At 41.9% G+C, this 25,415-nt stretch carries 20 protein-coding genes and 2 tRNA genes; 2 read left to right on the top strand and 20 right to left on the bottom strand.

From position 1 onward, the window contains the following. Positions 1–23: 23 nt before the first annotated feature. A complete protein-coding gene (pnp, locus tag AC0L4E_RS14195; protein WP_473679715.1) occupies positions 24–2,126 on the bottom strand; it encodes a polyribonucleotide nucleotidyltransferase in 2,103 nt (700 codons plus the stop codon). Positions 2,127–2,494: 368 nt separating this feature from the next. Here pnp and AC0L4E_RS14200 point away from each other — a divergent pair, with 368 nt between their 5' ends. Then, a complete protein-coding gene (locus AC0L4E_RS14200) occupies positions 2,495–4,531 on the top strand; it encodes a putative bifunctional diguanylate cyclase/phosphodiesterase (RefSeq protein WP_473679716.1) in 2,037 nt (678 codons plus the stop codon). Between the two features lie 136 nt (positions 4,532–4,667). On the opposite strand, the gene rpsO is transcribed toward AC0L4E_RS14200, so the two are convergent. From rpsO to rlmE, 14 genes are all read right to left on the bottom strand, one after another. Beyond that, positions 4,668–4,937 (bottom strand): 30S ribosomal protein S15, encoded by a 270-nt coding sequence (gene rpsO, locus AC0L4E_RS14205; RefSeq protein WP_055023715.1) that lies wholly within the window; start codon positions 4,935–4,937, stop codon positions 4,668–4,670. Between the two features lie 126 nt (positions 4,938–5,063). Continuing rightward, the gene (gene truB, locus AC0L4E_RS14210; protein WP_473679717.1) at positions 5,064–6,008 is read right to left on the bottom strand and encodes a tRNA pseudouridine(55) synthase TruB; all 945 of its coding nucleotides are present in this window, start codon (positions 6,006–6,008) and stop codon (positions 5,064–5,066) included. Next, positions 6,008–6,448 carry a 30S ribosome-binding factor RbfA gene (rbfA, locus tag AC0L4E_RS14215; protein WP_473679718.1) on the bottom strand — a complete coding sequence of 147 codons (441 nt, stop codon included), beginning with the start codon at positions 6,446–6,448 and terminating at the stop codon, positions 6,008–6,010. The genes truB and rbfA overlap by 1 nt, the downstream gene beginning before the upstream one ends. A gap of 61 nt (positions 6,449–6,509) precedes the next feature. After that, a complete protein-coding gene (gene infB, locus AC0L4E_RS14220) occupies positions 6,510–9,158 on the bottom strand; it encodes a translation initiation factor IF-2 (RefSeq protein WP_473679719.1) in 2,649 nt (882 codons plus the stop codon). A gap of 25 nt (positions 9,159–9,183) precedes the next feature. Continuing rightward, positions 9,184–10,683 carry a transcription termination factor NusA gene (nusA, locus tag AC0L4E_RS14225; RefSeq protein ID WP_473679720.1) on the bottom strand — a complete coding sequence of 500 codons (1,500 nt, stop codon included), beginning with the start codon at positions 10,681–10,683 and terminating at the stop codon, positions 9,184–9,186. Positions 10,684–10,710: 27 nt separating this feature from the next. Then, positions 10,711–11,166, bottom strand: a complete 456-nt coding sequence (rimP, locus tag AC0L4E_RS14230) for a ribosome maturation factor RimP (RefSeq protein ID WP_153915166.1) — start codon at positions 11,164–11,166, stop codon at positions 10,711–10,713. A 169-nt stretch (positions 11,167–11,335) separates the two neighbouring features. After that, positions 11,336–11,412 (bottom strand) — tRNA-Met (locus AC0L4E_RS14235). Positions 11,413–11,494: 82 nt separating this feature from the next. Continuing rightward, a tRNA-Leu gene (locus AC0L4E_RS14240) sits at positions 11,495–11,579 on the bottom strand. Positions 11,580–11,680: 101 nt separating this feature from the next. Beyond that, a complete protein-coding gene (gene secG / locus AC0L4E_RS14245) occupies positions 11,681–12,013 on the bottom strand; it encodes a preprotein translocase subunit SecG (RefSeq protein ID WP_473679721.1) in 333 nt (110 codons plus the stop codon). 4 nt (positions 12,014–12,017) lie between these two features. Further along, a complete protein-coding gene (gene tpiA, locus AC0L4E_RS14250; RefSeq protein WP_220751722.1) occupies positions 12,018–12,800 on the bottom strand; it encodes a triose-phosphate isomerase in 783 nt (260 codons plus the stop codon). A 169-nt stretch (positions 12,801–12,969) separates the two neighbouring features. Continuing rightward, the gene (glmM, locus tag AC0L4E_RS14255; protein ID WP_473679722.1) at positions 12,970–14,379 is read right to left on the bottom strand and encodes a phosphoglucosamine mutase; all 1,410 of its coding nucleotides are present in this window, start codon (positions 14,377–14,379) and stop codon (positions 12,970–12,972) included. Positions 14,380–14,453: 74 nt separating this feature from the next. Further along, entirely contained in the window at positions 14,454–15,293 is an 840-nt protein-coding gene (folP, locus tag AC0L4E_RS14260; RefSeq protein ID WP_473679723.1) for a dihydropteroate synthase, read from the bottom strand. 124 nt (positions 15,294–15,417) lie between these two features. Further along, positions 15,418–17,385, bottom strand: a complete 1,968-nt coding sequence (ftsH, locus tag AC0L4E_RS14265) for an ATP-dependent zinc metalloprotease FtsH (protein ID WP_473679724.1) — start codon at positions 17,383–17,385, stop codon at positions 15,418–15,420. 45 nt (positions 17,386–17,430) lie between these two features. Further along, positions 17,431–18,060, bottom strand: a complete 630-nt coding sequence (gene rlmE, locus AC0L4E_RS14270; RefSeq protein ID WP_102526889.1) for a 23S rRNA (uridine(2552)-2'-O)-methyltransferase RlmE — start codon at positions 18,058–18,060, stop codon at positions 17,431–17,433. Positions 18,061–18,150: 90 nt separating this feature from the next. On the opposite strand from rlmE, the gene yhbY reads away from it, so the two are divergent. Then, the gene (gene yhbY, locus AC0L4E_RS14275; protein ID WP_055023703.1) at positions 18,151–18,450 is read left to right on the top strand and encodes a ribosome assembly RNA-binding protein YhbY; all 300 of its coding nucleotides are present in this window, start codon (positions 18,151–18,153) and stop codon (positions 18,448–18,450) included. 153 nt (positions 18,451–18,603) lie between these two features. Here yhbY and greA read toward each other — a convergent pair whose 3' ends face one another. The 5 genes from greA to AC0L4E_RS14300 all read right to left on the bottom strand — a co-directional run bounded on the left by greA (position 18,604) and on the right by AC0L4E_RS14300 (position 25,415). Beyond that, positions 18,604–19,080 (bottom strand): transcription elongation factor GreA, encoded by a 477-nt coding sequence (gene greA, locus AC0L4E_RS14280; RefSeq protein WP_248984085.1) that lies wholly within the window; start codon positions 19,078–19,080, stop codon positions 18,604–18,606. A gap of 266 nt (positions 19,081–19,346) precedes the next feature. Continuing rightward, positions 19,347–22,571, bottom strand: coding sequence for a carbamoyl-phosphate synthase large subunit (gene carB / locus AC0L4E_RS14285; RefSeq protein WP_473679725.1), 3,225 nt, complete (start codon positions 22,569–22,571; stop codon positions 19,347–19,349). Between the two features lie 27 nt (positions 22,572–22,598). Then, complete coding sequence (gene carA, locus AC0L4E_RS14290; RefSeq protein WP_473679726.1) at positions 22,599–23,756, bottom strand: glutamine-hydrolyzing carbamoyl-phosphate synthase small subunit; 1,158 nt, start codon at positions 23,754–23,756, stop codon at positions 22,599–22,601. A gap of 179 nt (positions 23,757–23,935) precedes the next feature. Beyond that, the gene (gene dapB, locus AC0L4E_RS14295; RefSeq protein ID WP_473679727.1) at positions 23,936–24,748 is read right to left on the bottom strand and encodes a 4-hydroxy-tetrahydrodipicolinate reductase; all 813 of its coding nucleotides are present in this window, start codon (positions 24,746–24,748) and stop codon (positions 23,936–23,938) included. A 52-nt stretch (positions 24,749–24,800) separates the two neighbouring features. Further along, a complete protein-coding gene (locus tag AC0L4E_RS14300; RefSeq protein ID WP_153916385.1) occupies positions 24,801–25,415 on the bottom strand; it encodes an FKBP-type peptidyl-prolyl cis-trans isomerase in 615 nt (204 codons plus the stop codon).

Here is a 25,415-nt window from a genome sequence, read left to right on the forward strand (position 1 = left end):
TTAATAAAGCTTGTAGTCAGAAATTATTCTGCAGCAGCTTCTTCTTTTGCGTTAGCTTCTTTGATAGAAAGTCTTACACGACCTTGACGGTCAACTTCCATCACTTTAACGTCGACTTCTTGATTCATTTCAAGATGGTCAGAAACGTTAGCAACACGCTCTTCACTGATTTGTGAAATATGAACTAGACCATCTTTACCAGGTAGGATGTTAACAAACGCACCGAAATCAACGATACGGATAACTTTACCTTTGTAGATACGACCCACTTCAACTTCAGCAGTGATTTCTTCGATACGGCGGATAGCTTCTTTCGTTGCTTCACCATTTGAAGAGGCAATCTTAACCACACCATTATCATCAAGCTCGATAGTAGTACCAGTTTCTTCAGTAAGAGCACGAATTGTAGCGCCACCTTTACCGATAACATCACGGATCTTCTCAGGATTAATCTTGATAGTCGTGATACGTGGAGCGTGGTCTGAGATATCTTCACGTGGGCCAGCAATTGCTTGATCCATTACGTTAAGAATATGAACACGTGCGCCGTATGCTTGTTGCAGAGCGATATCCATAATCTCTTTAGTGATACCTTCAATCTTGATATCCATCTGAAGAGCAGTAATACCGTCACGAGTACCAGCTACTTTAAAGTCCATGTCACCTAAGTGATCTTCATCACCTAAGATGTCAGAAAGAACAACGAAATCGTCGCCTTCTTTAACTAGACCCATTGCAATACCAGCAACTGAAGTCTTGATTGGTACACCCGCATCCATTAATGCTAATGAAGTACCACAAACTGAAGCCATAGAGCTTGAACCATTTGACTCAGTAATTTCAGAAACTACACGAACACTATATGGGAATTCTTCAGCAGATGGCATAACAGCAGCCATACCGCGCCAAGCTAACTTACCATGGCCGATTTCGCGACGCTTAGGTGAACCAACCATACCTGTTTCACCAACAGAGTAAGGAGGGAAGTTATAGTGAAGCATAAAGCGATTAGTGCGCTCGCCCATGATGCTATCAATTTTTTGTGCATCACGCTCTGTACCTAAAGTACAAGTTACAAGTGCTTGAGTTTCACCACGAGTGAACAATGAACTACCGTGAGTACGTGGAAGTACACCAGCTAGTACATTTAGAGCACGGATCATGTCTGGTTCACGACCATCGATACGTGGCTTGCCACTGATGATACGGCCACGAACAACTTTCTTCTCAAGACTGCCAAGTAAACCATCAACTTCGCGAGTATCAACATCAGGGTTGTTTGCAATTAATGCTTCTTTAGCAGCAGCTTTAACAACACCTACTTGAGCGTAACGATCTTGCTTAACTTCGATTTGGTAAGCAGCAGTCATACCTTCTTCAGCTAGCTCTTTAATTTGAGCAACTAAATCTTGGTCTTGAACTGGAGCAGTCCAATCCCATGCAGGCTTACCCGCTTCTGCTTTAAATTCAGCAATAGCTTGAACAACAACTTGTTGTTGGTCATGACCGTAAGTCACAGCGCCTAGCATGATTTCTTCAGCTAATGACTTAGCTTCTGACTCAACCATAAGTACTGCTGATTCTGTACCAGCAACAACTAAATCAAGATCACTTTCAGCAATTTGATCTACAGTTGGGTTTAATAAATATTCACCATCAATGTAACCAACGCGAGCTGCGCCGATAGGGCCATTGAATGGAAGACCTGAAATAGACAGTGCAGCTGAAGTACCAATCATTGCAACCATGTCAGGTTCAATTTGAGGATCTACAGAAACAACTGTGATGATCACTTGAACTTCGTTTTTAAAACCATTCGGGAATAAAGGACGAATTGGACGGTCGATTAAACGAGCAATCAGTGTTTCATCTTCAGAAGGACGACCTTCACGTTTGAAGAAACCACCAGGGATTTTACCTGCTGCGTAGGTCTTTTCTTGGTAGTTAACTGTTAACGGGAAAAAGTCACGGCTTGGATCCGCTGCTTTTTTACCAACAACTGTTACTAATACAGTTGTGTCGCCCATGCTCGCTAGAACTGCAGCGTCTGCTTGACGTGCAATAACACCTGTTTCTAAGGTGACGGTATGTTGACCATACTCAAAACTCTTTACTATTGGATTCACTTGACCCATTCCTTAATTATTTACCTTTAAATTACGCGCATAAGTATACTGCAATTTTTTACAATAGTTAAAGCTCATCGCAATATACCACTAAAAAATAATTAAAATTAATCTTCAAAAAGCCGATAAAGCGACTAAGTGTGGCGCTAAATAGATAACTGAGTATATCAAACATCATTTTTAAGGGTGAATTGGCTCGTTGATATCAATTGTGACAGCTATACTTAATGACTTTTAATCCTATTTTGTCTAGAGTTAGGTGTTGTTGTAACTAAATAAAAATATCAAAATAATAGAGTGCAACATGTTAAATACATCATTTATCTATAAAAGCTGTGATTATCTAATAAACAAATGGAATCGTTTGAATGACTCAAAGGTTTAAGTCTCTGACATGGAAACAAACTAACTTAGTTGTATTCACTGCTTTGTTCTTTGCTATTGCCATATTTATCGTCGAGATTGCACTGGTTGTTGTTACCACTAAACAGCAACTTACTGCTTCACAACAAGAACTGCTCAACTCCGTAGAACAGACCGCTTCTAATGCAGTATGGGCTCTTGATGACAAACAAACCGAACAAACTCTCGAAGGCATTATCAAAATCGATAATATAAGCTCAGCAGTTATCACCCTTGATGATGGTAGTTTATTCGTGACAGCAAGTAATAAACCATCACACTTTTCCGAAAACTATGACAATTTAAGTCATTTTTTATTTAATGATTTAAATGAAATATCTCGTCCTCTGTATAGACCATTTTATTTTGAAGGTAATAAAAAACAGCAACTTATTGGTACTTTAACCATCTTTTACGACACGCAAGAGATGACCAATAACTTGTTTAATCAACTTCAATTGGGCTTTATCGCCACCCTCGCTCGAGCTTTGTTACTGACTCTCGTATTAACGATTGTATTCCATCGATTCTTAACTCAGCCCATTGCTAGGATCAGTGAAGCTATTGACAAAATTGATCCAGACTTACCAGATGAGAATCTGTTACCAACGTCTACTGCACACAAAGATGATGAGCTAGGACTCGTTACCACAAAATTTAACCAAATTTTATTACAGTTTAGTCAGACTCAAAATAAACTTCGTAAAATGGCAACGCGCGACCCATTAACTAGCTTGCCAAACCGAACCCTATTACTTGAAACACTCAATGTCACCATTCAGCGAGCCAGAGTCCATAAAAGGCATTTCGCACTGCTTTTTATCGACTTGGATCGCTTTAAAAATGTTAATGACTCACTGGGTCATGCCATTGGTGATCAATTCCTTGCCCGCGTCGCACGAATTTTAGAAACTGTTGTAGGCGATCGTGGGAGTGTGGCGAGGCTCGGAGGTGATGAATTTGTAATTGTTGCTGACGATATTGAAACACCAGATCAAGCCGCTGACTTTGTCGATAAGCTACAGCAACAACTGAATGCACCAGTTCAACTCAATGAGCACGCTATTCACCCTGCTGCCTCAATTGGTATTTCAATCTATCCTGAAGATGGTCCAGGCGCTGAAGACTTGATTAGGCATGCCGATATTGCTATGTATACAGCCAAAGCGGCAGGTTCAAATCAGTGGGCCTTCTTCAAGCAGCAAATGACTGAAAATGCTGAAGTCAGACTTAAAACGGAAGCCTCGCTCCATGACGCGCTAAAGCACAATGAATTTTTACTCTACTTCCAGCCTAAATTAGACCTTAAAACTAATCGTGTTATCGGTTGTGAAGCACTTATTCGTTGGCTGAAAAATGGCGAACTTATATCACCAATGTCATTTATTCCGATTGCAGAAGAAACAGGAATTATTATTCCCATAGGCAGGTGGGTTATCGAACAAAGCTGTAAAGTTATCCGCGAATGGGAAAAGAAATATAATTATGCCATTCCAATTGCCGTCAATGTCGCCTCACAGCAATTTGCCGATGCCAGCTTAGTATCCGATATAAAACAACTCGCATTGCGTTATCAAATACGCCCTGAGTTACTTGAGATTGAGATTACCGAAACATCTTTGATGAACGATGTAGACCAAGCCATTGCAAAGCTTGAGCAGCTTAAGAGTGCAGGATTTGGTATTGCAGTGGATGACTTTGGAACGGGTTATTCTTCACTGTCATATCTACGCCACTTGCCTATAACGACTATGAAAATTGACCGAGGCTTTGTATCTGACTTACCTCACGACGCCGCTATAGCATCAACCATTTTAATGCTAGGCCAGCAACTTAAATTAGATATTGTTGCAGAAGGCATCGAGAATGAAGAGCAACTTGAGTGGCTACAGCAGCATAACTGCCAAATTGGTCAAGGGTTCTTTTTCAGTAAACCACTACCTTTAGAAGAGTTTGAATCTAAATACTTTGTGGAAATGCCAATGCAGTTAGAGCAAGTTTAATGCGCTATCGAACTCTACGTATAAGCTAAAGCATCAAACTAATCGTAAATTTTACCCAATAAAAAAGGAGGCATAAGCCTCCTTTTTCACGGTTTGAATTTGAACACGTTAACCATGCTCAAATTAAACGTCGATATTAACGACGTAAACCTAACTTCTGGATAAGAGCAGTATAACGAGCAACGTCTTTACGCTTTAAGTAAGCAGTAAGTTTACGACGTGCACTAACCATACGTAATAGACCACGACGTGAATGGTGATCATGGATGTGCTCTTTGAAGTGACCTTGTAGATGGTTAATCTGCGCAGTCAATAAAGCTACTTGTACTTCAGTAGAACCAGTGTCGTTTTCGCCACGGCTATATTCAGCTACGATAGCAGCTTTTTGTTCATTACTTAGTGACATATTTATCTCCAGAAAAAATTAAATTAACTCTAGCCAATCACTAACTCAGCCAGAGGGGGCGACATTCTAACTATATTCAGTCACTATCGCAATAAAAAACACCGATCAGTTTATAAAACCTATTAACTAATCGTTGCTGTGATCAACAACCAAACGTTTCGGTGCTAATAAACCATCATCATTCATCACACCGATACCGATAAACTCGCGAGATTCACCCAAAGTCATTCTCACTAGCTCATCAGCTTTTAAGCCCGATGCTTGTACTGGTTGACCTTGCATAATGAACTGCCCACTTGCCTCAGAAATATTGACCTCAGGGAAATTAGCAACTGCTGTGTCCATCGGTAATAGCAATTCGTCGAGTACAGCAAAAGAAGTTTCATCTTCTTTATCTGTGCCTTCAGCAAGCTCTGTTAGCTGTTCAAGTGACACCATTTTCGCATACGGGTAATCAGCAACTTGCGTGCGTCTTAGCATAGTGACATGCGCGCCACAACCTAGCATTTCGCCCAAATCATCGATGATTGTGCGAATATAAGTACCTTTCGAGCAGTGAATATCAAGTGTTAAGTCATCACCTTCGAGGCTAACAAATAACAATTCAAAAACTGTTATAGGACGCGCTTCGCGAGGAACTTCAATTCCTTCCCGGGCGTACTTATATAGAGGCTGACCTTGATATTTTAATGCTGAAAACATTGAAGGCACTTGCATGGTATCACCACGAAAATGCTCTAATGAATCATCTAATAACTTTTGCTCGAATTTGACTGGACGAATTTGAACAACTTCACCATCAGAGTCACTGGTATCAGTTCTTTCGCCTAATTTGGCAGTTACCATATAACGTTTATCAGCATCTAGAAGATGCTGAGAGAACTTAGTCGCTTCACCTAAACACACAGGTAGCATACCTGTAGCTAAAGGGTCTAATGCACCAGTGTGGCCAGCTTTATTCGCATTATAAAGACGTTTGACGCGTTGCAAAGCATGGTTAGAACTGATGCCAGTACCTTTATCTAAAAGTACAATGCCATTAATAAAACGACCTTTGCGACGACGAGCCATTAATCTTTATCCTCAGACTTTTCTTCAGAACTATTAGCTTCTTCAGAACCAGAATCATCTTGTCTAGCTTTATCTTGTTTAGCTTTGTCTTGGGTAATCACTTGGCTAACTAAGTTAGACATACGCATACCTTCAACTAATGAACTGTCATATACAAAACGAAGCTCAGGCATTACACGAAGTTTCATACGGCTAGCAACCAATGTTCTTACATAAGGTGCAGCAGCAGTAAGTGCTTCAATTTTTTGATCGACTAACTCTTGATCTTCTTCAAAGAAAGTCACAAAAACTTTTGCAAAGCTTAAATCACGAGAGACATCGACATCGTTAACCGTCACGAAGCCAATACGTGGATCTTTCATATCACGCTGTAAAATCATCGCTAACTCTTGTTGGAGTTGCTGCGCAATACGGCGAGTACGACTAAATTCTTTTGCCATAACATTAATACCTTATAGCTTTATATAAATAAAAAAGGCGGCTAACGCCGCCCTTTCTGTGTTACAGCGTTCTGGCCACTTCGACCGTCTCGAAGACCTCAATCTGATCGCCAACTTTGACGTCATTGTAGTTCTTCACACCGATACCACATTCCATGCCGTTACGAACATCAGCAACGTCATCTTTAAAGCGACGTAGTGACTCAAGTTCACCTTCGTAAATTACCACGTTTTCACGTAGTACACGGATTGGAGCGCTACGTTTAATGGTACCTTCAGTAACCATACAACCAGCAATAGCACCAATCTTAGGCGATTTAAATACGTCACGTACTTCAGCAAGACCAATGATTTGTTGCTTGAACTCAGGAGCAAGCATACCAGTCATTGCAGCTCTTACTTCGTCAATCAAGTCGTAGATAACGCTGTAGTAGCGTAAATCAACACTTTCAGCTTCAATCGTCTTACGCGCTTGTGCATCAGCACGAACGTTGAAACCAACCATGATTGCGTTAGAAGCTGCAGCAAGTGTTGCATCAGTTTCTGTTAGTGCGCCAACGCCACGAGCAATAATGCTTACTTTAACTTCGTCAGTAGACAGTTTAGTTAATGAATCACAAATTGCTTCAAGTGAACCTTGAACGTCTGCTTTAAGTACGATGTTAAGCTCTTGTACTTCGCCTTCAGTCATGTTGGCAAACATGTTCTCAAGCTTAGACTTCTGCTGACGAGCTAATTTAACATCGCGGAACTTACCTTGACGGTAAAGTGCAACTTCACGTGCTTTACGCTCATCACGTACAACAGTCGCTTCGTCACCCGCTGATGGCACACCTGAAAGACCTAAAATTTCTACTGGAATTGAAGGGCCTGCTTCAGTGATGCTCTTACCGTTCTCATCTTTCATTGCACGGATTTTACCGTACTCAAGACCACATAGAACGATATCGCCTTGGCGTAAAGTACCTTCTTGAACCAGAACAGTAGCAACTGGGCCACGACCTTTATCAAGTTTAGATTCAATTACCACACCAGCAGCCATACCTTCACGTACTGCTTGAAGTTCTAGAACTTCAGCGTGTAGCAAGATGCCTTCGAGTAGTTCATCAATACCGGTACCTGCTTTAGCTGAAACGTTAACGAACATGTGCTCGCCGCCCCAATCTTCAGACATAACACCGTGTTGTGCTAATTCACTCTTCACACGCTCAGGATCAGCTTCTGGCTTATCCATTTTGTTCACAGCGATGATTAACGGCACGTTACCGGCTTTAGCATGTTGAATCGCTTCAATTGTTTGTGGCATAACACCATCGTCAGCAGCAACAACCAAAATTACGATATCAGTCGCTTTCGCACCACGAGCACGCATTGACGTAAACGCCGCGTGACCAGGAGTATCTAAGAAAGTGATCATGCCATTATCAGTTTCAACGTGGTATGCACCAATGTGCTGGGTAATACCACCCGCTTCACCATCAGCAACTTTTGCACGACGAATATGATCAAGTAATGATGTTTTACCATGGTCAACGTGACCCATAATGGTAACTACAGGAGCACGATTCTCTAGTACAACATCATCTTCATCACGATCACCAAGTACTTGATGCTCTAATTCGTTTTCACGAAGTAGTACCACTTTATGGCCCATTTCTTCAGCAACCATTTGTGCTGTTTCTTGGTCCAAAATTTGGTTAATGGTAACCATTGAGCCCATTTTCATCATTTGCTTGATGATTTCGGTAGCTTTAATAGACATACGTGAAGCCAATTCTGCAACAGAAACGGTTTCACCGATGCGGATTTCGCCTTTAACTACTGCAACTGGCTTGTTAAAACCATGCGCCATTGATTCAGGAGCAGTGCTTTGGTTACGTGCGCCTCTAGAACGGTTATCACGACCGCCTTTGCCACCACGTTTCTTGTTAGCATTTTTGTTACGAGTACGACGACCGCGTTTTTCTTCAGCAGCATCTGAGGTATCTTCTGCAGCACGAGCGGCTTTAGAAGTCGTGATATGGTGGTCACTGTTTTTCTCAGCTTCAATTCGTTGACGCTCTTCTTCAGCCCAACGCTTTGAGTTTTCTTCAGCAAGCTTACGAGCAGTTTCAGCAGCTTGTGCCGCTTCTTCTTTCTGCTTTTTAGTCATTGCTTCTTCTTGTGCTGCTTTAATTCGGTCAGCTTCAGCTTTAGCAGCTGCAGACTCTGGGTCTTCAGCTTTCGCAGGCTTAGCTTCAGCTTTTGCTTTCGCATCGGCTTCTTTTTTCGCTTTAGCTTCTGCGTCGGCTTTAGCCTTGGCTTCAGCTTTTGCTTTATCTTCAACAGCTTTCGCTTCTGCTGCAGCCTTCGCTGCTGCTTCTGCTTCTTGTTGCTGTTTAGCTTGAGCTTCTGCTTCTGCTGCTAACTCACTATCGTCACGCTTAACGAAAGTACGTTTTTTACGTACTTCAACTTTAACGTCTTTAGATTGTCCGCCACCTGCATTGACACTTAAAGTAGACACAGTTTTGCGTTGAAGCGTCATTTTCTGAGGCTCTTTATCCGCACCGTGTTGCTTTTTCAAGTGGTCTAATAAGGTTTGTTTCTCTGTTTCAGAAACGCTATCAGCTTTACTTTTCTTAATTCCTGCTTCGGCAAACTGTTCAATCAGTCTGTCTACATTCTTGCCCACTTCTGCGGCCAATTTATCTATACTTGTATCTGCCATCAATTAAATCCCCCTGTTGATCGACTTATGCTTCTTCGCCAAACCAACAGATATTACGGGCAGCCATGATGAGCTCACCTGCTTTTTCTTCTGTCAATTCTTCAATATCGATTAAATCGTCAATACCTTGTTCTGCTAAGTCTTCTAAGGTCGACACACCTTTACTTGCAAGAACATATGCTAAATGCTTTTCTAAACCATCTAACGCTAATAAGTCAGCAGCAGGTTCTGCACCATCAAGTGCTTCTTCTGTTGCTAATGCTCTAGTCGAAATCGCCGCTTTTGCACGTTCGCGCAATGCAGCAACAATATCTTCATCAAAACCGTCAACTTCTAACAGCTCTGCTTCTGGTACATATGCAATCTCTTCTAACGAAGTAAAACCTTCTTCAGCTAGAACAGTCGCGAAATCTTCATCTACGTCTAAAGTTTCAACAAATAAGTTAACAACTTTAGCGCTTTCAGCTTGATGCTTAGCAGTAAGCTCTTCGACCGTCATTACGTTTAATTCCCAGCCAGTTAACTGAGTTGCTAAACGAACGTTTTGACCGTTACGACCAATTGCTTGAGCTAAACTGTCTGCTTCTACTGCGATATCCATAGAATGGTTGTCTTCATCAACGATGATAGACGCAACATCAGCAGGAGCCATTGCATTAATCACGTACTGTGCTGGATTATCATCCCACATTACGATATCAACACGCTCACCGCTTAACTCATTAGATACAGCTTGTACACGTGCGCCACGCATACCAACACAAGCACCGATTGGGTCAATACGCTTATCGTTTGTTTTCACAGCGATTTTAGCGCGAGCACCTGGATCACGAGCAGCGCCCATGATTTCAATCATTTCATCTAAAATTTCAGGTACTTCTACTCTGAACAATTCGATGATCATTTCAGGCTTACTACGAGTTAAAAATAACTGTGCGCCTTTTGCTTCTGGACGTACGGCATAAAGTAATGCACGAACACGATCGCCAGGGCGGAAAGATTCACGGCTAATGATGTCTTCTTTGTAGATAACACCATCTGCATTGTTACCTAAATCAACAACAACACTTTCGCGAGTGCTCTTCTTAACAACACCAGTAACAATCTCACCTTCACGTTCGATGAACTGTTCTACGATTTGTGCGCGTTCAGCTTCACGTACTTTTTGTACGATAACTTGCTTAGCTGTTTGCGTCGTAATACGGTCAAAAACAACTGAATCGATTTCATCTTCAATGAATTCACCAGGTTGAATTTCTGGTTGTTCAAATTGAGCAGCCTCAAGCGTAATTTCGCTGTAAGGGTTTTCTAAAGCTTCGCCTTTATCATCGACTACCATCCAACGACGGAAAGTGTCGTAGTGGCCTGTTTTACGGTCGATAGCTACGCGAACTTCAATTTCGCCTTCGTATTTTTTCTTTGTTGCTGTGGCTAGAGCAATTTCTAGCGCTTCGAATATTTTTTCGCGTGGGACGGCTTTTTCATTTGATACCGCCTCTGCGACTAGCAGAATCTCTTTATTCATTGTGTTGCCTCGTTCACCTTGAAACTATCAAAACTTTGCAATAACGTTGCCTTTACGGACATTATCTAAAGCCACAATCAAATCTTCACCATCTACAGTTATCGTTAGCATTTGCCCTTCGATAGCTGTGATAGCACCTTTTAAATTACGACTACCTGCAACAGGCATCGTTAACTGTACTTTTGCATCTTCGCCGATATAAGCAGCGTATTGCTCAGCCGTAAATAATGGTCTATCTACACCTGGCGATGAAACTTCTAGTGTGTATTCTGTCGAGATTGGGTCTTCAACATCTAGAACAGCACTAACTTGGCGGCTGGCTTCAGCACAATCTTCAATATTGATCCCACTTTCACCATCAATAAATACACGTAATATTGAATGACGCCCTGCATGGACAAACTCAATACCCCAAAGTTGAAAACCTAACGCTTCAACAGGTACTGTCAGCATTTCTGTCAGTTTAGTTTCTAATGTTGCCAAAAATGACCCCCAAAAACGAAAAAAAGGGCAAATAGCCCTCGAAAAGTCCGTAAATCACGGAGTTACTAAGCTCCATATAACAGAAAACCCCGTAATAACGAGGTCTTAAATATAGAACCTTTTAATTGTATTTACATTGCAGCACTGCAAATAAGTAAAAACAATAAGCTGGTTGCGGGGGCCGGATTTGAACCGACGACCTTCGGGTTATGAGCCCGACGAGCTACCAAACTGCTCCACCCCGCGACAACTTGCGCAATTATATTAACTTACGTCTTTGCTTGCAATAATTAATCAATTTAACTTTAAAATGATTAATCAAATTTAGTGGTGCGGATGGTGGGACTTGAACCCACACGACCTAAGTCACCAACCCCTCAAGCTGGCGCGTCTACCAATTCCGCCACATCCGCTTACTACTAAATTTTTACAGTCGTTATCATGTTTAATTGAGGAAATTAAGATAACTAAATGACTGTGGTCTTACTTCATTTGCTTCTATTAAAGAGGCAAATTAATCAGGGATTTTAGTCTCTGATGTTTCAGCCTGAGTAGGAGCTTGTTCAACTTGCTCTACTGCAGTACCTAAATCGTTCCAAGCATCATCTTTTTTAGAATGGTTTGCACTTAAGTTACCTAAAGTAAGACTTAAAGCAAAAAAAGCAATTGCTAAAACAGCTGTGCTTCGGGTCAGGAAATTACCTGCACCGTCTGAACCGAATAGAGTCCCTGATGCGCCAGCACCAAATGAAGACCCCATGTCAGCTCCTTTACCTTGTTGAATCAAAATCAGTCCAACAAGACCAATTGCTACAACCAAGTAAACTACAATTAAAACTTCATACATAATATTAAGCGCTCATCGCAATGGAACATAAACTTAAAAACTCGCTAGAGTTTAAGCTAGCTCCGCCAATCAATCCACCATCGACATCTGGTTGGGCAAATATATCTGCAGCATTTGATGGAGTAACACTACCACCATATAAAATGCGAATATTTTCTCCAATAAATGGAGACACTTCAGAGAGTCTATTACGAATAAACGCATGAACTTCTTGCGCTTGCTCTGGAGTTGCACTTTTACCAGTACCTACCGCCCATAAAGGCTCGTAAGCGATAATGGCATTATCAAAAGCCATGGTGCCATTCTTTTCGATCACAATGTCTAACTCTTCAGCAATCACTTCAAAAGTTCGTCTTGCTTCACGAGCTGGACCTGATTCACCAACACAAAGAATCGGCGTCAAACCATGTTTTTGTGCTGCAGCGAATTTCTCTGCAACGATATTACTTGTTTCGCCGTACATACGACGACGCTCGGAATGGCCGATAATGACATATCGACATCCTGAATCTTTTAGCATTTTACCGGAAATTTCACCAGTATAGGCACCAAAGTCATGTTGACTGAGGTTCTGTGCGCCCATTCTTACAAGCGCACCATCTAAGGTTTGCTTATTTGCTTCAAGCAGCTGTCTAACACTTTCAAGATAAATTGAAGGTGGGCATAAAACTACTTCTGCAGAATCATTTTGGAGCTTAGTAGCAAACTTGCTGAATAACTCTTGCGCTAAAGGCGCATTGCCATTCATTTTCCAGTTGCCAGCTACCATAGGACGTCTGAGTGCCATTACTGTCTCCTTTGAAAGCGGCGTGAATAATAACGAACCGCCAAACAAGTTACAATAGCTAAGTCAGGAATATTTGTCATAACATGACAGAATGTTGTTTTTTTACTCGCTGACTTTAGATATTAATAAATAACCAAATATTAAATAAAAACTGTTGTTGATTGTATATTCAACTTTGCGACAAACCTACCTTTTTAACCACATCAGCGATTTGATTTGCCAAGGTTGTGACAAGGTCAATATCTTGCCCTTCTACCATCACTCTAATCAATGGCTCAGTGCCTGATTTTCTTAACAAAACCCGACCTGTTTTACCGAGCTTAATTTCAACCTGCTTTTTTATCGACTGAACCGCTTCCGACTCAAGTGGATTTAACTCCCCATCAAAACGAACATTAACCAAAATTTGTGGCAACATGTTTAATGGTGCGACTAAAGCTTCAAGGCCTACCCGTTGATTTTGCATCGCTGCAAGCACCAATATGCCAGCAACAATACCATCACCTGTTGTGCCGTGATCAAGATTTAAGATGTGCCCGGAATTTTCACCGCCAATCCGCCAATCATTTTGACGCATTAACTCCATAACATAACGATCGCCAACATTGGAACGCATAAAAGGAACATTTAGTTCGGCCAAAGCCAACTCCAAACCAAGGTTTGACATCAGAGTACCAACCACGCCGCCTTTTAGTTCACCATTCTTTATCGCATCGCACGCTAAAACATATAAGATTTGGTCGCCATCGATAACATTACCATGCTTATCGACCATCATAATACGGTCGCCATCACCGTCTAAAGCAATGCCTGCATCGGCTTGATGCTTTATAACTTCAGCACAAACGGCTTGCATCGATGTTGCGCCAACATCTTCATTGATATTAAGGCCATTGGGTTTATCACCAATGGTAATCACCTCTGCTCCAAGCTCTTTAAAGACGCTCGGTGCAATATGGTAAGTGGCGCCATGGGCACAATCGACAACCAACTTCATACCATTAAGTGTTAATTCAGCAGGAAAGTGTCCTTTACAATATTCAATATAGCGACCTGCAGCATCATCAATACGGGCAGCTTTGCCAAGTAAATGAGATTCCACACAAACAAGGGGCTTTAATAATTCATTTTCTATTTCAAGTTCCAGCTCATCATCAAGCTTACTGCCGTTAGCTGAAAAGAACTTAATACCGTTATCGTAATATGGATTATGTGATGCACTAATAACAATGCCGGCTTCAGCTCTAAAAGTACGGGTAAGGTATGCAATTGCTGGAGTCGGCATTGGCCCAACTAATAACACATTTAGCCCTGCAGCTGATAAGCCTGCTTCAAGTGCGGATTCAAAAAGATACCCAGAAATCCGTGTATCTTTACCAATAATCACTTTTTTAGTGCCACTTCGAGCAAGAACCCGACCTGCAGCCCAGCCAAGTTTTAAAGCAAGCTCAGGCGTCATTAGGCCAGCACCTACTTTACCTCTGATGCCATCGGTTCCGAAAAGAGTCCTTTGTTGAGGATCTTTTTCTAAGTGCTGATTGTCACGCTGATCTTTATCTTGCTGATTATGATCCTGCATTAGTACCTCACATTAAGTGAATTCACACTAATTTAATGACGACTTAAATCCTGCGGGCTAGCAATTTCGAAATATTATGGCTGTAAGCTCGCCATAGTGGCCGACATAACTGTTAGTACATCGATAGTTTCTTTTACATCATGTACACGAAGGATTTGTGCGCCTTGTTGTGCGGCAATCATCGCCCCAGCCAAACTACCAGCTAAACGCTCGTCAGTTTCACGCTGCAGTAAATCACCAATCATGCTTTTTCTGGAAAGCCCTACTAATACGGGTAGGTGTAGACTATGAAGCTCAGGTAACTTAGCTAGTAATTCATAGTTATGTTCTAAGGTTTTACCAAAGCCAAAGCCAGGATCAAGGATGATGTTTTCCCGCGGCATACCTGCAGCAACGCAGTAATCTAATCGCAGAGATAAAAACTCAGTCACCTGCTCCATCACATTTTCATACTCAGGTGCATCTTGCATATCTTTTGGCTGACCTTGCATATGCATCAAGCACACAGGGACATCTAAGCTTGTCGCCATCGCGACTGCGCCCGGCTCTTGTAATGCACGCACATCATTAATGATATGAGCACCAGCTGCGACTGCTTTTTCCATCACTTCAGGTTTGCTGGTATCAATTGAAATCCATACATCGTAATTTTTAGCGACATATTCAATGACTGGGATGACTCTTGATAACTCTTGGTCAACAGATACCGCATCCGCACCTGGTCTAGTCGATTCACCGCCTATATCGACAATTAACGCCCCTTCAGCGATGACTTTATCAACATGGGCACAGGCTTGTTCAACCCTTGCATGTTGACCGCCATCAGAAAAAGAATCAGGCGTTACATTGATAATTGCCATCACAACTGGGCTAGTTAGCGACAGTATTTTATCGCCAGACTTAATTTCAAACACACAACCTCACTTAAATAGAACTTTTAAAAAGCATCTTTATAGAAATATGACTTAAATATGACACTAGTACAACAAATATAAAAAAACCCCTTTCGGGGCTTTTTTAAAACTTCAAATCAACAACTTATTTTGCTGGTGATTCATCAGTTTTTGGCTCGGTATCAGGCTTTTCAGCAGTAGGTTCTTCAGCAGTTTCCTCTGTTGAACTTGCTTCAGGTGTTACTGGCGTACCTTTATCTTGGTCGTCCATTGAATCATCAGCTTGCCAATCGGCAGGTTGGCGAACTTCACGGCGATTCATCAAGTCATCAATTTGCTCAGCATCAATAGTCTCATACTTCATCAATGCATCTTTCATTGAATGAAGAATATCCATATTGTCAGTCAAGTATTGATTAGCACGCTCATAGTTACTGTCGATTAAGTGTTTCACTTCTTGATCGATCATGCCTGCTGTTTCGTCAGACATATTCTTAGATTTAGCCATACTACGACCTAAGAACACTTCACCTTCGTCTTCAGCATACAAAACAGGACCTAACTTCTCAGAGAAGCCCCACTGGGTCACCATGTTACGTGCAATAGACGTAGCATATTTAATATCTTGTGATGCACCCGTAGAAACCTTTTCACCACCGTAAATAAGCTCTTCAGCTAAACGGCCGCCATAAGCCACAGAAATTTGGCTTTCAAGTTTACGTCGGCTTTGACTAATAGCATCAGCTTCCGGTAGGAAGAAAGTCACACCTAATGCACGGCCGCGAGGAATAATTGTTACCTTATGAACTGGATCGTGCTCTGGCACTAAACAACCCACAATGGCATGACCAGCTTCATGATAAGCCGTCATTTCTTTTTCTTCCTCAGACATCACCATAGTACGGCGCTCTGCGCCCATCATGATTTTATCTTTAGCACTTTCAAACTCTTCCATTCCTACTACGCGGCGATTACCACGAGCAGCGAATAAAGCCGCTTCGTTAACTAAGTTAGCTAAGTCAGCACCAGAGAAACCTGGCGTACCACGGGCGATAACACTGGCTTTTACACCGTCACCTAATGGCACTTTGCGCATATGTACTTTAAGAATTTGTTCACGACCACGGACGTCTGGCAAGCCAACAACAACTTGACGATCAAAACGACCTGGACGAAGTAACGCAGCATCTAATACGTCTGGTCTGTTTGTCGCAGCAATGACGATGACACCCTCATTACCTTCGAAACCATCCATTTCAACCAGCATTTGGTTTAGTGTTTGCTCACGCTCATCATGACCACCACCAACACCAGCGCCACGTTGACGACCTACAGCATCGATTTCATCGATAAAGATGATACAAGGTGCAGACTTTTTAGCTTGTTCGAACATGTCACGTACACGAGATGCACCAACGCCGACAAACATTTCAACAAAGTCAGAACCTGAAATTGTAAAGAACGGCACTTTTGCTTCACCAGCAATCGCTTTTGCGATTAGGGTCTTACCGGTACCCGGTGGGCCTACAAGTAAAACACCAGTAGGGATACGACCACCTAGTTTTTGGAATCGAGTTGGCTCTTTTAAGTAATCAACCAATTCTTTAACGTCTTCTTTCGCTTCATCACAACCTGCAACATCAGCAAAAGTGGTCTTAATTTGGTCTTCGCTCATCAATTTGGCTTTACTCTTACCAAATGACATTGCGCCTTTACCGCCGCCGCCTTGCATCTGACGCATGAAGAATATCCATACCCCGATAAGCAGTAACATTGGGAACCAAGAGATAAATATTTGGGTTAAGAAACTAGACTCTTCAGCTTCCTGCCCTTTCATTGAAATCCCTTTACGATCAAGATCATTAATTAAATCTTGGTCATACATAGGCATAATAGTGGTGAACTTCTCTCCAGAACGTTTGATTCCTTCAATAGTTCGCTGGTCACTTTTGATTTCAACCGAATTGATATTGCCATTACGGACACTATCTAAAAATACGGAATAGTCCATCTTCTGCGATGACGAAGAAGAGGGGGAGTAACCCTGAAAAACTGACATCAGCACTACGGCGATGACAACCCAGAGAATTAAATTTTTTGCCATGTCACTCAAATTTCTAGACCTCTTGAAGACCCACGATAATTAATCGATAGACTACTATAACTTGTAACCAGTCGCCACTATATACACTTCTCGTGAACGTGGTCGCGATGAATCTGGTTTTCGTGTTTTAACGGTAGTGAAAGCTTGTCGAACTGCTTTCATGTATTCGTCAAAGCCCTCCCCCTGAAAGACTTTTACTGCAAAACTCCCATTAGGCGCCAATACTTGATGACACATATCTAATGCTAATTCTACGAGATACATCGCCCTAGGTTGGTCCACACCATCTGAACCACTCATATTTGGCGCCATATCTGAAAGCACTACATCCACTTTATCCTCACCAACACGGTCAAGTAAAGCATCTAGCACCTTCTCTTCACGGAAATCGCCTTGTAAAAAGTCAACTCCCACAATTGGATCCATAGGTAAAATGTCACACGCGACCAATTTGCCTTTCTCACCAACCAATTTAACAGCAATTTGTGACCAGCCGCCAGGCGCAGCACCTAAATCAACAACTGTCATACCTTGTTTAATGAGTTTATCTTTTTGTTGGATTTCTTCCAACTTAAATGCAGCGCGAGAACGTAAACCTCGCTTTTGAGACAATTTAACGTAGTGATCGTCAAAATGCTCTTGCATCCATCGGCTCGAACTAGCCGAACGTTTTTTCGTTGCCATTTAAATTCCGTAACGATTTGGAGTTACATAAAGCTTATATAAGGGTAGAATAGCCGTTTTTCAACAGTAACATTCAAAAAGTTGGTACAAATGAACTTAACAACCAAACAAAAACAGCATTTAAAAGGCCTGGCGCATAACTTAAAGCCAGTAGTGCTGCTTGGTGCTAATGGTTTGACCGAAGGTGTGCTGGCTGAAATTGATAGTGCACTCACTCATCATGAACTAATAAAAGTGAAAGTAGGCTCTTCTGATAGAGAGCTTAAAAATGCTGTCGTTGACGCGATTATTCGCGAAACACAATCAACCAAAATACAGCTTATCGGACACACCTTAGTTATTTTCCGTCAGTCTGCTGAAATGAAAGTTGCCATTCCAAAAGCAAAATAATTTCGTCAAACAACTTAAGGTCTATTGTTCATCTTGCAGTCAATACGATTCAAATGTTCATTCTGACCTAAAAAAACCACTGCCATGCAGTGGTTTTTTTATCACTATAAAATATCAATCTTAAGTAGTAATTAATATTGATATCAAATATGACTAGATATATTCAACCGCAGTAATTTCATACTCAGCTGTGCCACCCGGCGTTGTGATAGCCACTTCATCATCAATACTCTTACCAATTAGGCCTCGAGCGATTGGAGAATTAACTGAAATTAAGTTCTCTTTGATGTTTGCTTCGTCATCACCCACAATGCGGTAAGTCGATTCAGCATCGGTATCAACATTTAAAATTGTCACTGTGGTACCGAAAATAACGCGACCAGAGTTTGGCATTGCTGTCACATCAATAATTTGTGCATTAGACAATTTGCCTTCAATATCACGAATACGCGCTTCACAAATACCTTGCTCTTCGCGTGCTGCGTGGTACTCAGCATTTTCTTTTAAGTCGCCTAACTCACGTGCTTCGGCAATTGCTGAAGTAATACTAGGGCGACGTTCAAATTTTAATTCATCTAATTCTTTGCGAAGCTGCTCAGCTCCGATAATCGTCATAGGGACGGTATTCATAATGTCTTATGTCTCCTTTAAAAACAAAAGCACCCCGTGTCGACATTCAGTCAACACAGTTCAATCTGGTTAATTCGCATAGCGCACGATCTTTACAACAAAAACGTTTTAATGATGCGGTGTCTTGCGTTGAGGATGCATCTAATGATGATGCTCTAAGCTTACATAAACTTGAGATTACTTACTACTGACTGTCAAAAAATAGTAATAAAAAAGACTGCACGAATGCAGCCTTTTTAATCAAATCAGCAAATAATTAAACAATATTAATTTTTTGCGATTCTTTCATGTAGTTCTTGTACTGAACTCACGTTATTTCTATCGTCAGCAGAATGCGCCATACACGTTGCGAAGGCCGCATTCAATGTCGTCGTGTAGTTCACTTTGTAACGCAGTGCTCCACGACGAATTTGACGCGAGTCTTCAATCGCTTGACGCCCTTCGGTCGTATTAATGATGTAAGTGTATTCACCATTCTTAATACGGTCGAGAATATGCGGACGACCTTCATGTACCTTGTTCACTAAGCGAGGGTTAATACCCGCTTCGCCAAGTACCACTGCAGTACCATGACTGGCATCGATTTCGTAACCTAGTGCAATTAACTTAGCAGCCAGTTCAGCTACACGTGCTTTATCACTGTTACGCACTGAGATTAACGCACGACCTGACTTAGGTACTTCTGAAGTCGCACCAAGTTGCGCTTTAGCATAGGCTTCTGCGAATGTGTCACCCACACCCATTACTTCACCTGTTGAGCGCATTTCAGGGCCAAGCATTGGGTCAACACCTGGGAACTTGTTAAATGGCAATACCACTTCTTTCACAGAGAAATAAGGTGGGATAACTTCTTTAGTAAAGTTCTGAGATGCTAAGCTTTGACCTGCCATAACACGCGCTGCAATCTTCGCTAGTGGAATGCCAGTCGCTTTAGATACAAACGGTACAGTACGGGCAGCACGCGGGTTAACTTCAATCATGTAGATTTCGTCATCTTTAACCGCAAACTGAACGTTCATCAAACCAATTACACGTAATTCCATTGCTAATTTAGCAACTTGCTCACGCATACGGTTTTGCACGTCTTCGCTTAAGCTATAAGGTGGTAGTGAACAACCTGAGTCACCTGAGTGAACACCCGCTTGTTCGATGTGTTCCATGATAGAACCCACAACCACAATTTCGCCATCACAAACTGCATCAATATCGATTTCAATCGCATTATCTAAGAAGCGATCAAGCAATACTGGAGATGAGTTAGATACGCTAACAGCTTCGTTAAAGTAACGACGTAAGTCTTGCTCGTCATAAACGATTTCCATTGCGCGACCACCTAGTACATATGATGGACGAACAACTAACGGATAACCGATACGCTCAGCTGAAATAACCGCACCTTCTACTGTCGTAACAGTATCATTTTCAGGTTGCTTCATTTCAAGACGTTGAATCGCTTGTTGGAAGCGCTCTCTGTCTTCTGCGCGGTCAATCGAGTCTGGGCTAGTACCAATGATTGGTACGCCAGCGGCTTCAAGAGCGCGAGCAAGTTTAAGAGGAGTTTGACCACCATATTGAACAATAACGCCTTTTGGCTTTTCAATACGAACAATCTCAAGTACATCTTCAAACGTAACAGGCTCAAAGTATAAGCGATCAGATGTATCGTAATCAGTTGAAACCGTTTCAGGGTTACAGTTAACCATAATGGTTTCGTAACCATCTTCACGTAATGCTAATGCCGCATGAACACAACAGTAATCGAACTCAATACCTTGACCAATACGGTTAGGGCCGCCACCAAGAATCATGATTTTGTCGCGCGTTGATGGCGCAGCTTCACATTCTTCTTCGTAAGTTGAGTACATGTAAGCCGTATCGGTCGCAAATTCTGCAGCACAAGTATCAACACGCTTGTAAACAGGGTGCATACCATAGCTATCACGGATCTTACGGACTTCGGTTTCGCTTACACCTAAGATTTCAGCTAAACGTGAATCAGCAAAACCTTTACGTTTAAGCTTAAGTAAAAATTCTTGGTTTAGACCAGACATCCCAACTTCTGAAACTTTAGCTTCTTGAGCAATTAAGTCTTCAATTTGAACTAAGAACCAATGGTCAACGTTGGTCAGTCTGAAGATTTCATCACGGCTAAGGCCTGCACGAAATGCATCAGCGATATACCAAATGCGGTCACAACCTGGCTCTTTCAACTCATGACGAATTTGCTGCATGCTTTCTGGAAGCGTAATGTCAATTACAGAATCAAAACCATTACGACCGACTTCTAAACCACGTAATGCTTTTTGCAGTGACTCTTGGAAAGTACGGCCAATCGCCATCACTTCACCAACAGACTTCATTTGAGTCGTTAGACGATCATTGGCACCAGCAAATTTCTCGAAGTTAAAGCGGGGAACTTTAGTCACAACGTAGTCAATAGCTGGCTCGAATGATGCTGGAGTACGACCACCAGTAATATCATTCATTAATTCATCAAGAGTGAAGCCTACAGCAAGTTTTGCCGCAATCTTAGCAATTGGGAAACCTGTTGCTTTAGATGCTAATGCAGATGAACGAGATACACGTGGGTTCATCTCGATGATAACCATACGGCCAGTATTTGGACAAATACCAAACTGAACGTTAGAACCACCGGTTTCTACACCAATTTCACGCAGTACTGCTAAAGAAGCATTACGCATTAATTGGTATTCTTTATCTGTTAATGTTTGCGCAGGAGCAACTGTGATTGAATCACCAGTATGTACACCCATTGCATCGAAGTTCTCGATAGCACATACGATAATACAGTTATCGTTGCGGTCACGAACCACTTCCATTTCATACTCTTTCCAACCAATGAGCGATTCATCAATCAATAATTCGCTTGTCGGTGAAAGTTCAAGACCTTGAGAACAAATGTCTTCAAACTCTTCTTTGTTGTATGCGATACCACCGCCACTGCCACCCATGGTGAAAGAAGGACGGATAATACATGGGAAGCCTACTTGCTCTAAAACGCCGTGAGCTTCTTCCATTGTATGAGCAATACCAGCACGTGGACATTCAAGACCAATGGCTTTCATTGCAGTATCAAAACGACTACGGTCTTCAGCTTTATCAATTGCGTCAGCTGTTGCACCAATCATTTCAACGTTAAATTCTTTTAGTACACCTTCAGCTTCAAGTTGAAGTGCACAGTTAAGCGCAGTCTGACCACCCATGGTAGGCAAAATCGCATCAGGTTTTTCTTTAGCGATAATGTTACGAACCACTTCCCAATGAATCGGCTCGATGTATGTCGCATCAGCCATTTCAGGGTCAGTCATGATCGTTGCAGGGTTAGAGTTAACAAGAATAACTCGGTACCCTTCTTCACGCAGCGCTTTACAGGCTTGCGCACCAGAATAGTCAAATTCACATGCCTGACCAATTACGATTGGGCCAGCGCCTAGGATTAGAATACTTTTAATATCAGTACGTTTTGGCATTGCTTCTATCTTCTCCGAGTGACCTAACTATTTAGCGTTTTGACGAAATTGCTCAATCAATTCAATGAAATGATCAAACAGCGATGACGCATCTGTCGGTCCAGGGCTCGCTTCAGGGTGGCCTTGGAAACTAAACGCTGGCTTATCAGTAAGGTGAATACCTTGCAGTGAACCATCAAATAACGACTTATGCGTTACTTTAATGTTCGCTGGTAATGTCGCTTCATCAGCAGCAAAACCGTGGTTTTGGCTGGTAATCATTACATTACCTTTTTCGATATTGCTCACAGGATGGTTTGCACCATGATGACCAAACTTCATCTTCAGGGTTTTAGCCCCTGATGCTAGTGCTAGCAACTGGTGACCAAGACAAATACCAAATACTGGAATATCAGTTTTTAGGATTTCTTGAATAGCAGTAATAGCGTAATCACATGGCTCAGGATCCCCTGGACCATTTGATAGGAATATCCCATCAGGGTTCATGGCCAATACTTCTGCTGCAGAAGTTTGTGCAGGTACTACAGTCACATCACAACCACGGTCAACTAACATACGTAAGATGTTACGTTTGATGCCGTAATCGAAAGCAACCACTTTATATTTAAGTTCTGACTCAGGAGTCTCATCAGGTAAACCGCCAACTAAACGCCAGCTAGCTTTACGCCATTGATATGTAGACTCAGTAGTGACTTCTTTTGCTAAGTCCATACCTTTTAAACCAGGGAATGCCTTCGCTGCCGCTAATGCTTTAACTTCGTCGATATCGCCAACCATAATACAGCCGGCTTGCGAACCTTTTTCACGTAAAATACGAGTCAATTTACGTGTATCAATATCCGCGATACCCACAACATTATTTGATTTTAAGTAATCGCTTAATGATTGTTGGTTACGAAAGTTGCTGGCTAATAGAGGTAAGTCTCGAATGATAAGACCACAAGCATGAACTGAATCAGATTCTGTATCTTCATCATTTGTGCCGGTATTACCAATATGAGGGTAAGTTAAAGTTACGATCTGGCGAGAATATGACGGATCCGTTAAAATCTCTTGATAGCCTGTCATTGAAGTATTAAAAACTACTTCACCAACAGTGAGTCCATCGGCACCAATTGCTGTGCCAGAGAATACGGTTCCATCTTCGAGTACGAGTAAGGCAGACTGTGTCAACGCGACCTCCAAAAAAAGAGCCAAGCCACTGAAATTATGGCTGTTTTATTTTTACAAACCTACCAATTTACGAAATTTTGGCAAATTCCAGCGATTTTATATGAATTAAGTAAAAGCGTCTATGCTTTGTTATTTTATTTTGGGAAAATTTATTTCCAAAAAAAACCACCGAAGGTGGTTTTTTTTAAATATTAATTGAGTCCTAACACTTGCTGCATGTCGTATAAGCCTGAATCCTGATCGGATAACCAATAGGCTGCACGCATTGCACCATTAGCAAATGTCATTCGACTGGTCGCTTTATGAGTTATTTCAACTCGTTCACCGATATCGGCAAACATCACGGTATGATCGCCAACAATATCACCGGCACGTATAGTAGAAAAACCAATGGTATTTCTATCTCGTTCACCCGTCATACCTTCACGACCATAAACAGCGCACTCTTCAAGATCGCGGCCAAGGGTATCAGCAATCACTTCACCCATTTTTAATGCCGTACCAGATGGTGCATCTTTCTTGAAACGATGATGACCTTCGGTAATCTCAATATCTGTGTAATCGCCCATGACTTTAGCAGTCAGCTCTAATAGTTTTAGGGTTAAGTTAACGCCTACAGACATATTAGGAGCAAACACAACAGGTGTCAGTTCAGCAAACGCATTAATCATCTCTTTTTGAGCATGATTAAAACCTGTTGTACCAATCACAATCGCCTTATTATTTTTTGAACACCAATCAAGATGAACAAGCGACGATTCTGGAGAGGTAAAATCAATTAATACATCAAAATGTTCTGATGCAATATCTAATGAATCTGTAATCGCTACATTCATGGTACCCACGCCAGCAAGCTCACCCGCATCTACACCAATAAGGGTAGAACCAGTACGCTCAACTGCAGCACCTAAATAAATCATTTCATGTTGCTTAGCAGCTTCAATCAATGTGCGACCCATTCGGCCACTGGCACCAACAACAGCGATTCTTACTTTTGCAGTCATGTCTTTCTCCCAGTGATACAAAAACGCCTAAGTCAAACTTAGGCGTTAATCATTAAACGATTTCTAATAATTCTACTTCAAATACTAACGCCGAGAATGGCGGGATTGAAGCACCAGCACCACGTTCGCCGTAAGCTAAGTGTTGTGGAACGAATAATTTAAGCTTAGTACCAACTGGCATTAGTTGTAATGCTTCAGTCCAACCAGCGATAACACCAGAAACTGGGAATTCAGCTGGCTCGCCACGAGCTACAGAGCTATCGAATACTTCACCGTTGATGAAAGTACCGTGGTAATGAGCACGAATAGTTGAATCAAGTGTTGGCTTTTCGCCTTCGCCTTGTGCAATAACTTCGTATTGAAGACCAGAATCAGTAACTGTAATACCTTCACGCTTAGCATTTTCAGCTAAGAAGTTTTCGCCTTCTGCAGAAGCAGCTGCTGCAGCTTCTTCTTGAGCAGCTTGTAAACGACGGCTGATTTCAGTGAAAGCCACTTGTAAGTCTTCCATTGCAACAGCGCTTTCTTTACCTGCAAACGCATCCGCTAGACCAGCTTGTACTGCAGGGATATCGATACCTTCGAAAGAGTTAGCAGCTAGTTGCTCACCCATTTGACGACCTACACCGTAACTTGCTTGCTGTTCCATTGTGTTGAACTCTGACAT

Source organism: Shewanella sp. GJ50-10, assembly GCF_055808815.1.

Excerpts from the sequence above, each read along its gene's own strand:
- yhbY (WP_055023703.1), top strand. The coding sequence starts at position 18,151 with ATGAACTTAACAACCAAACAAAAACAGCATTTAAAAGGCCTGGCGCAT.
- dapB (WP_473679727.1), bottom strand. The coding sequence starts at position 24,748 with ATGACTGCAAAAGTAAGAATCGCTGTTGTTGGTGCCAGTGGCCGAATG.
- rpsO (WP_055023715.1), bottom strand. The coding sequence starts at position 4,937 with ATGTCACTAAGTAATGAACAAAAAGCTGCTATCGTAGCTGAATATAGC.
- rbfA (WP_473679718.1), bottom strand. The coding sequence starts at position 6,448 with ATGGCAAAAGAATTTAGTCGTACTCGCCGTATTGCGCAGCAACTCCAA.
- carB (WP_473679725.1), bottom strand. The coding sequence starts at position 22,571 with ATGCCAAAACGTACTGATATTAAAAGTATTCTAATCCTAGGCGCTGGC.
- AC0L4E_RS14300 (WP_153916385.1), bottom strand. The coding sequence starts at position 25,415 with ATGTCAGAGTTCAACACAATGGAACAGCAAGCAAGTTACGGTGTAGGT.
- secG (WP_473679721.1), bottom strand. The coding sequence starts at position 12,013 with ATGTATGAAGTTTTAATTGTAGTTTACTTGGTTGTAGCAATTGGTCTT.
- rlmE (WP_102526889.1), bottom strand. The coding sequence starts at position 18,060 with ATGGCAACGAAAAAACGTTCGGCTAGTTCGAGCCGATGGATGCAAGAG.
- infB (WP_473679719.1), bottom strand. The coding sequence starts at position 9,158 with ATGGCAGATACAAGTATAGATAAATTGGCCGCAGAAGTGGGCAAGAAT.
- truB (WP_473679717.1), bottom strand. The coding sequence starts at position 6,008 with ATGGCTCGTCGTCGCAAAGGTCGTTTTATTAATGGCATTGTACTTTTA.
- nusA (WP_473679720.1), bottom strand. The coding sequence starts at position 10,683 with ATGAATAAAGAGATTCTGCTAGTCGCAGAGGCGGTATCAAATGAAAAA.
- AC0L4E_RS14200 (WP_473679716.1), top strand. The coding sequence starts at position 2,495 with ATGACTCAAAGGTTTAAGTCTCTGACATGGAAACAAACTAACTTAGTT.
- tpiA (WP_220751722.1), bottom strand. The coding sequence starts at position 12,800 with ATGGCACTCAGACGTCCTATGGTAGCTGGCAACTGGAAAATGAATGGC.
- greA (WP_248984085.1), bottom strand. The coding sequence starts at position 19,080 with ATGAATACCGTCCCTATGACGATTATCGGAGCTGAGCAGCTTCGCAAA.
- glmM (WP_473679722.1), bottom strand. The coding sequence starts at position 14,379 with ATGCAGGATCATAATCAGCAAGATAAAGATCAGCGTGACAATCAGCAC.